The 15,379-nt window shown below is 42.0% G+C and carries 15 protein-coding genes; 8 read left to right on the forward strand and 7 right to left on the reverse strand.

The annotated features are described in order from the left end of the window. The first annotated feature begins 408 nt into the window (after positions 1–408). Positions 409–780, forward strand: coding sequence for a DUF2237 family protein (locus V7K46_RS20675; RefSeq protein WP_335116353.1), 372 nt, complete (start codon positions 409–411; stop codon positions 778–780). Positions 781–895: 115 nt separating this feature from the next. On the opposite strand, the gene V7K46_RS20680 is transcribed toward V7K46_RS20675, so the two are convergent. After that, positions 896–3,070, reverse strand: coding sequence for a hybrid sensor histidine kinase/response regulator (locus tag V7K46_RS20680; RefSeq protein ID WP_335116355.1), 2,175 nt, complete (start codon positions 3,068–3,070; stop codon positions 896–898). Between the two features lie 4 nt (positions 3,071–3,074). After that, the gene (locus V7K46_RS20685; RefSeq protein ID WP_335116357.1) at positions 3,075–3,647 is read right to left on the reverse strand and encodes a chemotaxis protein CheB; all 573 of its coding nucleotides are present in this window, start codon (positions 3,645–3,647) and stop codon (positions 3,075–3,077) included. 837 nt (positions 3,648–4,484) lie between these two features. On the opposite strand from V7K46_RS20685, the gene V7K46_RS20690 reads away from it, so the two are divergent. The 5 genes from V7K46_RS20690 to V7K46_RS20710 all read left to right on the forward strand — a co-directional run bounded on the left by V7K46_RS20690 (position 4,485) and on the right by V7K46_RS20710 (position 9,052). Then, positions 4,485–4,985, forward strand: a complete 501-nt coding sequence (locus tag V7K46_RS20690; RefSeq protein WP_335116359.1) for a DUF2231 domain-containing protein — start codon at positions 4,485–4,487, stop codon at positions 4,983–4,985. Beyond that, positions 4,982–5,599 carry a DUF2231 domain-containing protein gene (locus tag V7K46_RS20695; protein ID WP_335116360.1) on the forward strand — a complete coding sequence of 206 codons (618 nt, stop codon included), beginning with the start codon at positions 4,982–4,984 and terminating at the stop codon, positions 5,597–5,599. The genes V7K46_RS20690 and V7K46_RS20695 overlap by 4 nt, the downstream gene beginning before the upstream one ends. Positions 5,600–5,645: 46 nt before the next feature. After that, a complete protein-coding gene (locus V7K46_RS20700; protein ID WP_335116635.1) occupies positions 5,646–6,557 on the forward strand; it encodes a cytochrome c oxidase subunit II in 912 nt (303 codons plus the stop codon). 14 nt (positions 6,558–6,571) lie between these two features. Continuing rightward, positions 6,572–8,263 carry a cytochrome c oxidase subunit I gene (gene ctaD / locus V7K46_RS20705; protein ID WP_335116362.1) on the forward strand — a complete coding sequence of 564 codons (1,692 nt, stop codon included), beginning with the start codon at positions 6,572–6,574 and terminating at the stop codon, positions 8,261–8,263. A 186-nt stretch (positions 8,264–8,449) separates the two neighbouring features. Continuing rightward, positions 8,450–9,052 (forward strand): cytochrome c oxidase subunit 3, encoded by a 603-nt coding sequence (locus V7K46_RS20710; protein WP_335116364.1) that lies wholly within the window; start codon positions 8,450–8,452, stop codon positions 9,050–9,052. Positions 9,053–9,137: 85 nt separating this feature from the next. On the opposite strand, the gene egtC is transcribed toward V7K46_RS20710, so the two are convergent. Then, positions 9,138–9,947 carry an ergothioneine biosynthesis protein EgtC gene (gene egtC / locus V7K46_RS20715; protein WP_335116366.1) on the reverse strand — a complete coding sequence of 270 codons (810 nt, stop codon included), beginning with the start codon at positions 9,945–9,947 and terminating at the stop codon, positions 9,138–9,140. Positions 9,948–10,139: 192 nt separating this feature from the next. Here egtC and V7K46_RS20720 point away from each other — a divergent pair, with 192 nt between their 5' ends. Next, positions 10,140–10,646 (forward strand): DUF1993 domain-containing protein, encoded by a 507-nt coding sequence (locus V7K46_RS20720; protein WP_335116368.1) that lies wholly within the window; start codon positions 10,140–10,142, stop codon positions 10,644–10,646. 94 nt (positions 10,647–10,740) lie between these two features. Here the strand turns inward: V7K46_RS20720 and V7K46_RS20725 are convergent, their stop codons facing one another. The 4 genes from V7K46_RS20725 to V7K46_RS20740 all read right to left on the reverse strand — a co-directional run bounded on the left by V7K46_RS20725 (position 10,741) and on the right by V7K46_RS20740 (position 14,286). Further along, entirely contained in the window at positions 10,741–11,520 is a 780-nt protein-coding gene (locus tag V7K46_RS20725) for a hypothetical protein (protein WP_335116370.1), read from the reverse strand. A 337-nt stretch (positions 11,521–11,857) separates the two neighbouring features. After that, the gene (locus V7K46_RS20730) at positions 11,858–12,694 is read right to left on the reverse strand and encodes a CheR family methyltransferase (protein WP_335116372.1); all 837 of its coding nucleotides are present in this window, start codon (positions 12,692–12,694) and stop codon (positions 11,858–11,860) included. Between the two features lie 221 nt (positions 12,695–12,915). Next, positions 12,916–13,452 (reverse strand): hypothetical protein, encoded by a 537-nt coding sequence (locus V7K46_RS20735; RefSeq protein WP_335116374.1) that lies wholly within the window; start codon positions 13,450–13,452, stop codon positions 12,916–12,918. 267 nt (positions 13,453–13,719) lie between these two features. Continuing rightward, on the reverse strand, positions 13,720–14,286 hold the full coding sequence (locus tag V7K46_RS20740) for an HD domain-containing protein (protein ID WP_335116376.1): 567 nt from the start codon (positions 14,284–14,286) through the stop codon (positions 13,720–13,722). 168 nt (positions 14,287–14,454) lie between these two features. Between V7K46_RS20740 and V7K46_RS20745 the strand changes: the two genes are divergently transcribed. Further along, a complete protein-coding gene (locus tag V7K46_RS20745; protein ID WP_335116378.1) occupies positions 14,455–15,030 on the forward strand; it encodes a Uma2 family endonuclease in 576 nt (191 codons plus the stop codon). The last annotated feature ends 349 nt before the right edge of the window (positions 15,031–15,379 follow it).

Genomic DNA, 15,379 nt, shown 5'->3' on the forward strand with positions numbered 1-15,379 from the left:
ATTGTTTGATAAGTGCGGTTAGTTGTTTATGAATCAGACGGTTTTGTTTTCGCCTGTAAATACACTTTACACTGCTTTACAATTTTTTATCAACTGTGTTGCTTTTGTAAAGCTGATAAAACTCATTAGTTTTACTTATTGAAAGGTAAGCAACGAGGTCAGGATACGCCGAAGCTCTCTTTTTAGGACTTACGCAAAAAACCTCTCAAACTCTCATTCCTTTGGGTACTCTGCGTCTCTGTGGTTCGTTCTTTCATGACCCGTGCGTAAGTCCTGGTTTTGTATGAGTAGTGATTCTAGAATTCCCTGCTTTTCCGAATTAATCAGAGATAGCGATTTTAATTTAACTAGGAAAGTGTCAAGATAACCTTATATCGAAGTGAAAAAATCAAGTGCAACGAATTAACGATGACAGAAGCTAAAAACGTAATCGGTGGAAACCTAGAGTCCTGCTGCACTTCTCCCATGACCGGGTTTTACCGCGACGGTTTTTGTAGCACAGGTGGGCAGGATTTCGGGTCACACGTCGTATGTGCCGAAGTGACATCAGAATTCTTGGAGTTCACCAAATCGCGGGGGAACGACCTGAGCACACCTGTTCCTGATTCTAATTTTCCTGGACTGAAGGCTGGCGATCGCTGGTGTTTGTGTGCTTCTCGTTGGCAAGAAGCTCTCGAAGCTGGCGTTGCTCCACCCGTCATCCTCTCTGCAACCCATGCTAGAGCTTTGGAAATGGTTTCCCTAGACGAACTGAAAAAACATGCCTTAACTTATTCTTGATTGGGCATTGGGCAATTCAATTTTGGATTTTAGATTTTAGATTTTGGATTAAATTTCAATCTAAAATTCAAAATCTAAAATCTAAAATTCTTACTCCCCACTCCCCAGTTCAAAATCAACTTACTGGAACTTCCAGAGGTAGTTTCAATACATTGACAACCATAGCAATCAATTTAGTGGGGTCAATTGGCTTAGATAAATGCTGCTGAAACCCTGCTTTTAGCGCTTTTAAGCGGTCTTCCTCTCGCGTGTACGCTGTTAAAGCGATCGCCGGGATACGTCCACCTTTTTCTGGTTCTAAAGAGCGCAGTTTCCGAATCAGCGTATAACCATCTTGCTCTGACATGCCAATATCGCTAATCAGGACATCTGCTTTTGCTTGTTCAATTACTGCTAGCGCTTCATCAACTGATGCTACCGCAGTGGCGATCGCCCCATACTCCTCAAACATAAAACTGAGAAAGTTACGGGTATCTGCTTGATCATCTACAACTAAAACTCTTAATCCAGCCAGGGGCACAGAAGCCACAGGGGAGGAAATTTCTCCTGTGGCTTCTCTATTTCCCCTATTAGCCCTATTGTCTTGTAGTAGTGGCAGTCTTACAGTAAAGGTTGCTCCTTCTCCTGTGCCTGGACTTTGGGCAAAGATTGTACCTTTATGCAGCTCCACCAGATGACGGACAATCGCTAGTCCTAGTCCTAGTCCATTGTGCGATCGGGTTGTGGTACTGTCTGCTTGCCGGAAACGCTCAAATACTTTGGGTAAAAACTCCGAACTGATGCCAATCCCCGTATCGATAACTTGAATTTGGGCGTACTGAGATTTTGAATTTTGAATTTTGAATTTTGGATTACTGCCTTCATCAGTGTTTGAAAACTCTAAATTTTCACCATCAGATCCCAATCCAAAATCGTTCGACTGAGCGTTCGCGCAGCGTCTCGTAGAGAAGCCGAAGTCTGAAATCGAAGATCCAAAATAGACAGATAGCCTAACTTCTACCCTGCCACCCTTAGGGGTAAACTTAATGGCATTAGTTAGTAGGTTCCAGACAACTTGCTGTAACCGGGCTGGATCGCCATAAACTGACCCTACCGAAGTATCCAGGACAGTATTTAACTTAATATCTTTTGCTTCTGCTAGGGGACGCACTGCCTCTAAGGCTGCCTCCATCACTGTGATCAGATTCACAGCAGATACATTTAATCGCAACTGACCACGGATAATCCGGGATACATCTAAGATATCCTCAATTAGTTGCATCTGAGACATCGCGTTGCGTTCAATCGCCTCTAGGGCCCGGGAAGTGGCTTTGTCATCAAGTTTCTTAGAGCGGAGGATTTTTGACCAGCCCAGCATTGAGGTTAGGGGTGTGCGGAGTTCGTGGGAGAGAACGGCGAGAAACTCATCTTTCATCCGATTTGCTGCTTCTGCTTCTTGTCTTGCCGTCTGTTCTCGAATCACTTGAGCGCGGACTTCTTCTGCTTGTTTGCGTTCAGTAATATCTTCGAGAGTGCCTACATATCCCAGCAATTCTCCTTGACCGGAAAGCATCGGTGATGAGCGAACCTGTACCCAACGGACGATGCCTTGAGCAGTTTGAAAGCGAAACTCTTCAGAGTAGTTGCGACCTTCACAAATGTAGTCAGACCAACTGGTAACGGCTCGTTCTCTATCTTCTGGATGAACAGATTCTAGCCATCTCATTTCTAAACTCTCTGCCGCTTTCAAGCCACAAATTGTCTGATAGCGAGGATTAGTATACCTACAGCCTCCTTCAGTATCAATTTCAAAAATGCCAACGGGTGAACAGGTACTCAGCGATCGCAATCGTTCTTCACTTTGCCTGAGTTCGGCATTCACAGCTACCAGCTGCGCTGCTTGTTGCTTGACGGCTTCTGTTTTCTTAAATAGTTCTACGAACACTGTGACTTTAGAAGTCAAAATATTCGGGTCTAATGGTTTGAGCAAATAATCAACTGCACCCAAGGCATAGCCTTTAAACAGCATTTGGTCGCTGCTGCTAAAGGCGGTGAGAAAGATAATTGGAGTGTGACGCGATCGCCCCCGATTGCGAATCAAGGTAGCAGTTTCAAAACCATCCATCCCTGGCATTTGCACATCTAGCAAAATTACCGCATAGTCTTGATTTAGCAGACACCTCAAAGCTTCTTCCCCAGAAGTAGCTCTCACGAGATTCTCTCCCAGTTTTTCTAGGATTGCCTCTAGTGCCAGCAAATTTTCTAGTTTATCATCCACTAGGAGGATGTTTACTTTGGGTTCCATCTGCATCAGTTTATTTCCGTGATGAGTGACAAAGCTTGACCATTTGAGAAGCAATGTCTGAGAGTGTCAAAATCCAGTCTACTGCAACAGCAGAAATTGCTGCCTCTGGCATAACGTCACTCTCAGCTGTGGCAGGTTCCTGTACGATAGTTAATCCTCCCCGCACTTTTATTTTCTTAAGACCTTGCATACCATCTTGGTTTGCTCCTGTCAATATTACACCAATAACTTGCTGGGTGTAGACATCGGCTGCTGACTCAAACAGCACATCGATAGATGGTCTAGCATACGAAACAGGCTCATCAGTCGAAAGAGCAAAGTGATCTAGTTCAACCAGCAAGTGATAATCTGCTGGAGCTAGGTAGATATGTCCTGGTAGTATTTCCTCTTTGTCTTCCACTTCTCGAATCGGCAACGAACTAGATTCTTGTAATAACTCCTGGAGTGTGTTGTTAGACTCCTTGTGACGGTGTTGCACGATCGCGATCGGCACTCGGAAGTCTGCTGGTAAGTTCCCCAAGATAATTTTTAATGCTGATAATCCGCCCAAAGAAGTACCAATTACCACAATTTTAAACGACACTTGTTTAGTCCTCACACCTGTAGAATGTGGGTTTCAATCTTAGTGTGACTTGATGGCTCATAAAATCCTTTCAGCATTCTCCAGTTCCACTACAGCCACTAACTTACCTTGATTTGCTTTTATACCAACTACTCAAAATTATATATTTTTGCTATTTGCATTACAATTAAAAATTTTATCATTGTGAAATACTTCACAGAAAATATTATAAATAGGCTTTTTACAATATTATTTAATGCCAAAATCGATACATTATATAAATAGTTTTTTGCTAACTAACTAACATTTAAAATTTTAATTATTATTGTTTTGACAATTCATAAAAATTTACTTAAGCTAAAATATAAGTTAAGCAAATCAACAAACGACAGCGATTTGGTTTAGCTACATCAAAAATTGCTGTTGCAGACTATTAGCATGAGGAAATTAATCACAAAAAAGTTATTCGTCGTAGGCAAGTTTACTAGATCTGTCTACAAAAAGCTAAGACATGATTAAGCGTATTGCACCGCGCACATATTGAACATATTTTGGTCATTTATAGATGGATACTTGTGGTGATATTAGTGAATATCCATCAATCATTGAAGTTTGACTAGCGATTTTAGATTTTAGATTTTGGACTTCGGCTTTGCTCAGTCGAACGGTTTTAGATTTTGGATTAGGGTCTTCTAGTTTATGCTCCATCAGGTACGGAACAAATCTAAAAGACGCTCGATAACTCTTTGGTATAGCCTCTCCAAGAGTTGAGGCTGTGCTATCGGTAATCCAAAATTGGCAATTCCATTATCCAAAATTGATTGGCCAAAGTGCGGTAGATATGTCCAGGAGAAGACAATGCTTGAATATTTGACATCTTTGAACGACCACAATTTACCCTATCCAGATACGATTCATCCCATCGTTGTCCACTTCGTAATAGCGATGGTGTTGTTTTCCTTCTTCTGCGATGTAGTTGGCTATTTTACTGGTAAAGCCGGTCTTTTTGAGGTGAGTTGGTGGAATATGTTAGTTGCCACGATCGCTATCTTCGTCGCAATTATTTTTGGTCAGTTTGAAGCGGGTTTAGCACAACCTTACAGCCTAGCTAAATCGGTGCTGAATTTGCATACGCTGATTGGTTGGTCGCTTTCGGGAATCATCACGGCGATTACAGCTTGGCGCTATGTAATTCGTACCCGCAACCCGCAAAAAGTACCGATTTATTATTTGGGAGCCGGACTAGTTTTGACTTTGATAGTTGGCTTACAGGTGTATCTCGGAGATGAACTTGTTTGGGTGTATGGATTGCATACAGTGCCAGTTGTAGAAGCATTAAAGGATGGTCTGTTGCGATGAACTCAGAATTGATTGACCAATTGACCGGCTCTCTAGGCGCAAACGGATTACCTTACACAATTCCCATTCATCCCAACTTAGTGCATCTGACAATAGGTTTGTTCATTATTGGGATGACCTTTGATATCGTTGGTGTTCTGTTCCCCTTCCAAAAATGGGTCTTCAAATTTTTGGCAATTACCGTGGAACGTCAGAACTTCTTTGATGTTGGCTGGTACAACATGTTAGCTGCCAGCATCATCACATTTTTCACCGTGGCAGCAGGCTTTTATGAAATGCTGTTGGCAACACCACCAGCTGATATGAAAAGTGCCTGGGGATTGCAGGCTATGGAAACTATGCTCTGGCATGGTGTGGGCGGTGTGTTCTTATTAGCGCTGATTGTTGGCATGACCTTCTGGAGAGGATGGCAGCGCTCCGTTTGGGGCAAACAAGCATATAAACAGTCAGATAGAGAAGTGCAGTGGTTCTATCTGTTCGCAGGCATAGCAATCATGTTGATTATGTACGTTCACGGGACATTAGGGGCGCAAATGGCTACCGAATTTGGCATACACAATACAGCAGATAGTTTACTGCGATTGGGCCAAGACCTGAACACCACACTCAAATAAGTCATTAGTCATTTACCCAATGCCCCATGCCCAATAACCAATGACCATGAAAATCCAGAAGATTTTAAATATTTTGACGCTGCTTACAGGTGCGATCGCAGTGACTGTTAGTAGTCTCTGGATCGGCAAGCAGGCTTACTCCTGGCTTCCCCCCCAAGCAGCAGCCGAATCCCTACTAATTGATGATTTGATTAGCTTCTTAGTAACCCTCGGTGCCTTCATCTTTTTGGGAGTAACAAGTACCCTGATGTATTCTGTTATCTTCCATCGGGCAGTCAAAGATGACTTCACCGATGGTCCCCCAATTGATGGTAATGTGGCAGTGGAAGTCATCTGGACAGCGATCCCAATTCTTTTGGTGTTTTGGATTGCGGGCTACAGCTACCAAGTTTACGAACAAATGGGGATTCAAGGCCCATCAGAATTAGTTCACCTGCATAATCCATTGGCAGTAGCAGCAAAAGATGTATCAGCTAACGCTTTAGCACAACCCGTTGAGAAAATCGACGTACTAGCTAAACAGTGGGCGTGGGTTTTTCATTACCCAGAGAGAGATGTTACCAGTACCGAATTGCATTTACCGAGCGATCGCCGAGTGCGTTTGGCACTGCGATCACAAGACGTTCTCCACGGCTTCTATATACCTGCATTTCGCCTCAAGCAGGATATTATTCCCAACCATGCGCTCGACTTTGAATTTACTCCTATCCGCCCTGGTCAATACCGATTGACCGATTCCCAATACAGTGGCACATACTTTGCGACGATGCAGGCGAATGTAGTCGTCGAATCTCCTGAAGATTATCAGCAGTGGCTGGCCCAAGCTGCAACCCAAAAGCCATCCCTAGCAAATAATCAGGCAGCTTCTGAATATGCTCAAACATCCAATCAATCAGTCCAAACTGGTTGGGTCACAGTTCCACCTGCTGCACCGACTCTAGTCAATTCTCCTGGTTGAAAGGAAAGTAACCGATGACTAATGTTCCTATTGAAGGCATCATTTTCCCTAATGAAAAGCCTAACCACGAATCTCCAAGTAACTGGAAAGAATACTTCAGCTTTAGTACTGACCATAAGGTAATTGGTATTCAGTATCTCGTTACCTCCTTCTTCTTCTTTCTCGTCGGCGGTATTTTTGCAATGGTGATGCGGGGAGAACTGCTAACACCCGAATCAGATTTAGTCGATCGCACTGTCTACAACGGCATGTTTACCATGCACGGCACTGTGATGCTGTTTTTGTGGACATTTCCCTCACTAGTTGGTTTTGCTAATTATTTAGTGCCACTGATGATTGGGGCGCGAGATATGGCATTTCCCCGCCTCAACGCCGTTGCCTTTTGGATGGTGCCAGTAGTCGGAATTTTGATGATGGGTAGCTTCTTTGTCCCTGGTGGCCCAGCCCAAGCCGGTTGGTGGTCTTACCCGCCCGTCAGTCTCCAGAATCCCACAGGTAACTTAATTAATGGTCAAGTTATCTGGCTGTTGGCGGTGGCAATATCCGGCGTATCCTCAATTATGGGGGCAGTGAACTTTGTCACCACAATCGTGAAGATGCGGGCCCCAGGAATGGGCTTCTTCAGAATGCCCTTGTTTGTCTGGGGAGTGCTTAGTGCCCAGATTATCCAACTATTCGGACTACCTGCATTGACAGCTGGTGCAGTGATGCTGCTACTCGACCTCACAGTTGGCACTAGCTTTTTTGACCCAGCCAAGGGTGGGAATCCAGTTATGTTCCAGCATTACTTCTGGTTCTACTCCCACCCCGCCGTTTACGTGATTATTTTGCCTGTGTTTGCGATTTTCTCAGAAATCTTCCCAGTTTATTCACGTAAACCTCTATTTGGTTACAAAGTAGTTGCCATTTCATCCATCTTGATTGCACTAGTCAGCGGTATTGTTTGGGTACACCATATGTACGTCAGTGGTACGTCAGGCTGGATGCGGTTGGTTTTCATGATGACAACAATGTGCGTGTCTGTACCTACGGGCATTAAAGTATTTGCTTGGGTGGCAACCATCTGGGGAGGTAAACTGCGACTGCATACACCAATGCTGTTCGCTCTAGGTGCGTTAATCATGTTTGTGTTCGCCGGAATCACAGGCATCATGCTTTCCTCCGTGCCGGTTGATGTCCACGTTAACAATACCTACTTTGTGGTGGGACATTTCCACTATGTCCTCTACGGCACCGTGACGATGGGCTTGTATGCTGCCATCTACCATTGGTTCCCCAAGATGACTGGGCGGATGTACTCTGAAAGCTGGGGTAAAATCCACTTCTGGTTAGCTTTCATCGGCACCAACCTCAACTTTTTGCCCATGCACCCTTTAGGATTGCAAGGGATGTTACGCCGAGTTGCTTCCTACGCCCCAGAGTATCAATTCTGGAATGTCATCGCTAGCCTGGGCGGATTTTTGTTGGGAATGTCCACCTTACCTTTCATTTTCAACATGGTGATTTCTTGGATGCAAGGCGAGAAAGCACCTGATAATCCTTGGCGGGCAATTGGATTAGAGTGGTTAGTTTCTTCACCGCCCCCAGTAGAGAACTTTGAAGAAATTCCGATCATCATCTCTGAACCCTACGGCTACGGCAAATCTGAACCGTTGACAGCTAACCTACGCGAAAACACTCACTCAACATTGACAAGCGCAGACTAACTTTATTTAGGAACCAAAAACCTTTTAAAATCTCGTTTCCAGGTTCTACCTGGAAATGATCTTTATTGGGCTGCCGCGAGTAAGAAAGGCGGAGCCTCAATAATGGGCATTCCCAGCCAGAGGCTAGGAACGAGGGAATGAGGCAATTACATATCGCAGTTTGCAAGATAAAGGAGAATTCCACCAATGGACAGTTATATCAATTCAAATGAGTTGCACCAGACAGGCGCAGAACATAGCCACGACGAAGAAGGCAACAAAATGTTTGGCTTCATTGTGTTCCTACTGTCTGAAAGCGTCATTTTCCTGAGTTTTTTCGCAGGATATATCATCTACAAAACAACAACTCCTAACTGGCTACCAGCTGGTGTTTCTGGACTAGAAGTAAAAGATCCGACAATCAACACAGTAATTCTTGTTGCCAGTAGCTTTGTGATTTACTTAGCCGAACGCGCCCTTCAACGCCATGACTTAGTGAAATTTCGCCTGTTTCTTTTGGCAACAATGGCGATGGGAACTTACTTTTTAGTCGGACAAGCGATCGAATGGAGCCACCTGGAGTTTGGCTTCACCTCCGGGACATTCGGTGGAACATTCTATCTACTAACAGGTTTCCACGGTTTGCACGTTTTCACAGGTATTCTGTTGCAGTTGATAATTTTGGTACGTTCTTTCATCCCTGGCAACTACGACACAGGTCACTACGGCGTTAACGCAACTTCGTTGTTTTGGCACTTCGTCGATGTTATCTGGATTATTTTGTTTCTGCTTATCTATGTTTGGCAGTAAACATTAGACTTCTGGTAAGAATACGGTTTAAAGATATTTATAATCACAGATGCACACAGATTGATCTGTATGCATCTTTGTTTATCTAAACCCCAATGGGAGCAAATCTCTCCAACAGGCTAATTGTTGGCTGTAATGAGTAGGGTTGAACAAATAGTATACTTTGTTCAGCAAAAGCAGTCCAATTTTGGTTGGTTAAAGGCTCAGAGGCAACAATAACTTGGTTTGGGTGCTTGAGAGAATCACTTGACCAATAAAGAGTAGGGGCTTGTGTGCGGTAAGCGTAGCGAACTGCTACAACTGCTTGACCATCACTGACAATTATATTGGCACTAAAGCTAGTGTCATGTTTTGATGCCAACTCAGTCAATTTTTGAAGTGTCATACGTAAGGCATCAAACAGAGTGCAGTCTGGATACGACTGCCACATTTGGACTAGGAGGGCGAAGATGTGTTCTGAGTCAGTCATGCCTTTAATCAAGCGGTATGTGGAATCAGAGAGGCTCTCACGTATTGGTCTATAAAGAGTCTGTTGAAAGTCTGAGATTTCACCATTATGCACAAACAACAGTTTCCCATTGCGAAATGGCTGACAGTTGCTAATGTTGAGCGATTCACCTATCCCAGCTAATCGCGCATAGCCTACAGTACAAGTAGATTCTACATAGTGGCTTAACTCTTTGAGATTCGGATCGTTCCAAAGCGGAATCGTGTTTCGGTAAATGAAGGGTTTACCCACTTCGTCGTACCAGCCTATACCCACCCCGTCTGCACAAACTACTCCTGATTTTAATTCCAAAGGACTGTAACTTTGTTTGTAAAGAGAATGCTCCGGTTTATACAGCAACTCATCTAATCGGATGGGATTACCAAGGTAGCCTATTAATCTACACATAAAAAATGATTTGCTGAAAGAGTAAGGAAATTGAGTTACAAGCCCCGATATCAATCGAACCTTTTAACTATGCAATTACTGCAAAGTATTACTAAGCTAACAACTATTTTTTAGATTGTGTATGCTTTAACTATGACTTTAGTCATGCTTTTGTTTGTACCTTTCATTAAACTTTTTCAGGATAAATAATCAATGACCATTTCAATGTACCAAGCTTCAATACCCGTGTCTATTCGCACACTGAATAACCTTGTAAGTATTCTGGAAAAAGGTGCTACATACGCTGAAACTAAAAAAATAGATCCTTCTGTGTTGATCAATAGTCGTCTATCCCCAGATATGTTTCCATTATCAAAACAAGTACAAATTGCCTCTGACATTGTAAATAGAGGTGCTGCACGACTAGCAGGTATAGAACCAACCCAGTTTGAGGATAATGAAACTACATTCCCTCAACTTATTGACCGCATTCATCAAACTATCTCAGGTTTAAATACATTTAAACCTGAGCAAATTGACGGTTCAGAGGAGAGAACAATTACCCTTAAATTAGGTGACAAAACTATTGATTTTCAAGGGATGCCATTTCTCCTATCTTTTGTTTTACCAAACCTTTATTTCCATGTCACAACAGCATATGACATTCTCAGGCACTGCGGTGTAGAACTTGGTAAACAAGACTTTCTTGGTCAGCCTTAAAATGAAAAAGCATTTAGGCAAATTAAGAAAGTAATTTGCCTAAATGCTGATTGAACTCGCTTTATCTATTTTCCCAATGCAGTCTACTTCTTTTTCAAACTAAATAACTTGTATTGGGTACGATCGCAAAGAAGGCATACTCATACCAAGCAGTCCAGATGAAGCTGCGAATCCATCGCTGACGCTTTTCTGGACTCAATTCATATTCAAACGCCCCATGAGATACATCAATGGCAGATAGATGAGAGTTGCAACCGCAGCCGTGTTGATAAGTAAAACCGTATTTGGAAGCAATACTTTGCACCTTCATCTGAATAGCAAACACTTTACCTGCATGGAGCATGGCATCCCAAGCACGTTTATGTTCGATATCGCGCTGATCAAACCGTAAGGCACGTTCTTCAAAAACATGATCGCGGTAAATTGGTGCTAGATGCACATGATAGAAGCTGGCAGGTAGTTCATAACCAAACTCGTTGAATAAATCTATACCAATGCGAGCCACTTTTACTTCGTCAGCATAATCTGTGCCCTTTGACTCCACATCACGGAGAATTTCTGCAAAGTTTGGATAGCTGTGTTTGAGAAAGTCTTGCCCAAAAAAGTCAAGGGTTTCCCATGCTAACTGTGCAAATAGTTGGGAAAATAAGGGTATCAAGTGAGCCAGTTGGGGGCGATCGCTAAATAAGTCAACATCACCATGCTCTAATTTGTATAGGAACAACTGCGCCATCTCAACATAGCTTTGGGGATAGGAAAGTCCGACACTCGTGGTTCCTCTAGCAATGTCTTGCCATGTAGAAGGTAGTTGAGAAACGTGAACCGCATTTTCTCCAGCAATGATTGCAACAGGAGGACATTCGAGAAGTTGCATCGACAATCTCCTTTAAGACTCTAATGTGTAATTTACCTTAAGCGATCGCTAAGTCTATCTTCTGAACACAATTAAAAATGTTTGACAGACTGTCTTTTGACAGCGATGCTACGACGGGCTATGACGCTCGTTCGCCCTTGTGAGAAGACTCGCTAACGCAACTCTTAGAGACGCTGCGCGAACGCTATCGGCGTCGCAACTTTATTCATAATATTTTTTCTAGAAAATACCTAGTGCTAATTTGAATGCACTTTTAGTGAGAAGATGTTTGAAAAGTATTGGGCGATTAGAAGAATCGGTGTCAACTTAAGCGCTAATGGTTTAAACAGCCTGCATTTTAAGCACCAGCTATTTTCTTATATAGTTTATCCCCTTTGACTATCTCTTCATAGTGCTGTTCATAAGAGGTAAACCTGATGGATTCTTGTTTTCCTAAACCTAAGATGCCAAAGGTGCAGAGGCTATTATAAAACAGTTCGTGTACTCGCTTTTGAAGTACTTGATTAAAATAAATAAGGACGTTACGACAAAGGATGACATTAAACTCATTAAAAGAACTGTCAGTTGCTAAATTATGCTGGGCAAAGACAATGTTTTCTTTTAAGGATGCTCTAAAAATAGCGTTATCATAAGCTGCTGTATAATATTCTGAGAATGACTTCTTGCCACCTGCTTTTAGGTAAAGCTGGGTATATTCCTGCATCAGTTTTAGGGAAAAAATACCACTTTTAGCACTTTGTAATACCTTCTCATTAGTATCAGTGGCATATATGCGGCAACGGTGATAAAGTCCTTCTTCTTGAAGTAGAATTGCCATTGAGTAGACTTCTTCACCAGTGGAGCATCCAGCGTGCCAGATCCGAATAAACGGATAGGTTTGCAAGAAGGGAATAACTTGATTTCTGAAGGTGTTATAAAAGCTGGGATCACGAAACATTGATGTTACATTCACCGTCAGACCAAGCAAAAACCGTTCCAAATAAGCACGGTTGTGGAGTAACCGCTCTTGCAAGGCAGAAATATTAGCTAACCCCTCTAATTCCATGAAGCTATGAATGCGGCGCTTGAGTGAGGAAAGAGCATAATCGCGGAAGTCATAACCATAGTACTGATACATCCCTTCCAAAAGCAGATATATTTCGATGTCCTCCAAGGTAGGTTTGGGCAAAGCCATAGTACGAATTAGCCTATATGCTAAACCAGCTATTTAAAAATACTGGCAATACAACGAGTTAAGTTGCTTGAAGTTAGCAAAACAACTGTTTCCCAAAAAACCTCATGGAGCAAAAATTATTCACATTCTGGGCTGGTAGGGTTTTTAGAACCGAAGTGAATTTTACACCGAAAATAGCTTGCTGGATCTATTAAATTTGCTCACAGTACTACCTATGAGTTTCAGTTTAACCTAGCGGCTGTTACTCCTAAAACAGTGATCGCTATTATTGAAATCCCAGCTAGCCATCGGACTTGCTGGCGCAGATTTTTAATCTCTTGGCTCATATTTTCTGTATGTGGTATCGGATATGGTTCAAGTTCTGCAACTTCAACAGCTACTTTTTGGGGTCTATTTTGGGTCTTTTCAAAAGTTACTTGCGTGTGTAGCCAATTAGTAATCAGTTGGGGACAGTTTTTCTTAAACCAACTTAGAGCCAAGGTTCTAAAAACTGGTTTGGACATTCGGGCAATTAATTTCATCACCCTGTTTAGAGGCTTCAAGCGAAGCTTTTGATTGATCAAATTGACTGAACCAACGTCATACAGACAATCCAGAATTAGTTTCACAGTGGCTTCTTCACTGTTGATCAAGTTTTGCAGTAAAAGTTGAACATCGTGCATCCGCTCTGCTTCAAGATACTTTTCTGCCAATGTTTCTGGAGGACTTACTGAAGGACTTAGAGTTGTATTTAGAGTGCTTTGTCTTATTATTGTCATATTGGTAACATAGCAGCCATAATAATGTAAGTACACCTATCTACCGAGAGAAAGATTTTTTATCTAGAGAAAGAACCCAAAGGCGAAAATTTGTTCGTGAGAGACATGACTATATTATGTCTGTAAATTACTTACACTGACCTTGCGGTATAGTGTAGGCTTTCCAATTCATTGGGGATTACCTCTATCATCATAGATTTTTTACGTCCCGATGATTTTGGCTAGTTCCTTATCAATCTTTTATCTACTTCTGGGTAAATAAATTTTTTATTTAGATGCTAATACCTCAATTTCTGCAACGACGCGTTCTAATTCCTCAATGATTATAGTGGTTCCAGTCTTCCTGAATGTATCCACAAGCGCCCGATAATACCAAAGAGTACCTTCTTTACGCCCCTGAAAACGTTCCCAAACTGATTCGCCCAAAACACGATAATCTTTGAGAATAGACTGGGCGTTGTAAAGTTTATCTGCTAATGACACGAGCAATACTGATGGAGAAGCGGTAGGAATATGAGCAATGTATGCCTCCTTGCGCTGTCGCCAAGGGGGTTTGGGAGTTGTATCAGCGTCAGTACAAGCGTCTACAATTGCCGTTACATTGTCACCAAAGCGGCGGCGAATTTCTTGCCGTGTTGCGGCCCCACCTTGGTCTTCGATCGCATCGTGTAAGAGGGCTGCGATCGCTTCATCTTCATTTGCCCCGTATTCTAAAGCAATACTGGTGACACCTAATAAATGGGCAACGTAGGGAACACCTGAACCTTTACGAACTTGGTTAGCGTGCAGTTGGGTAGCGTAGGTGAGGGCTGCGGTAAAACGTTCTGAGAGCATTGTTTTGAAAGAATAAAACAGCTTATAATCAGATATTGCACTGCTGCTAATGTCAATTTTATAACAAACCGCTCCAGACACAGAGAATGCAGAGCAAGAGAGGGGTACAGAAGTAATTGAATCTCAGCCTAAAATTGAGATATCTATCAAGCTTGCGATGAAATCATTATGACCAGTAAAAAAATAACGGTGCAGTCTTTGTATACTGTCACTGATGAAGAATTAATGCTGATGAGTTCGCAAAACCCAGAACTGCGGTTTGAACGCAATGCTAATGGAACATTAGAAACTATGCCCCCAACTGGTGGAATTTCTGGTAATCGAGAAATAAAAGCAGGAGCCTATTTGTTGAATTGGGTAGAAAGTCAGGATTTAGGTGAAGTTTTTAGTTCAAGTACAGGTTTTAGATTAGCAAATACTGCTGTTAGAGCACCTGATGCTGCTTTTGTGGCTAAACAACGTTTACCAGAAGGTTGGGATGAAGAAGAAGACAAATTTATTAATTTAGCACCCGACTTTGTAATTGAAATTCGTTCTAAAAATGATAGCTTGGCAAAACTCAAAGCTAAGATGGAAGAATATATTGCTAATGGTGTTCAATTAGGATGGTTAATTGATAGAAAAAATCAACAAGCTTTAGTTTATCGCCAGGATGGTTCAATTACTCAATATCCGGCTACAGCAATATTAAGCGGTGAAGATGTTGTGCCTGGGTTTATGTTGCCTTTGAAAAAATTATTGTAAGAGCTATGCCTACGGCTGCCTACCCCTACGTACTTTATACCCATTTGATATGACGATGTACCGCGCCAAACAAAAATTTAATTCTATATGTTGCGAATCTTTTTTATTAAACAGATTTTAGCTAAAGTTCATAAATAAAATAACTACTAAGTTCTATATATTCAATCTTTCTTTTGAGTGATATTGGATAATAAAACGTTTTGTATCTACGCTTTAAAAACTCTGGGTATAAAAGCAAAACTTTTGATTATAAATAATATAATTATTCTTTTGATAGACAGGATTTAAATCTATCTTACATCGTAAGATAGATTTAAATATGATACAAATTATTTAAAGTAAATCCAGG

This window comes from Nostoc sp. (assembly GCF_036917395.1).
GTDB lineage: Bacteria > Cyanobacteriota > Cyanobacteriia > Cyanobacteriales > Nostocaceae > Nostoc.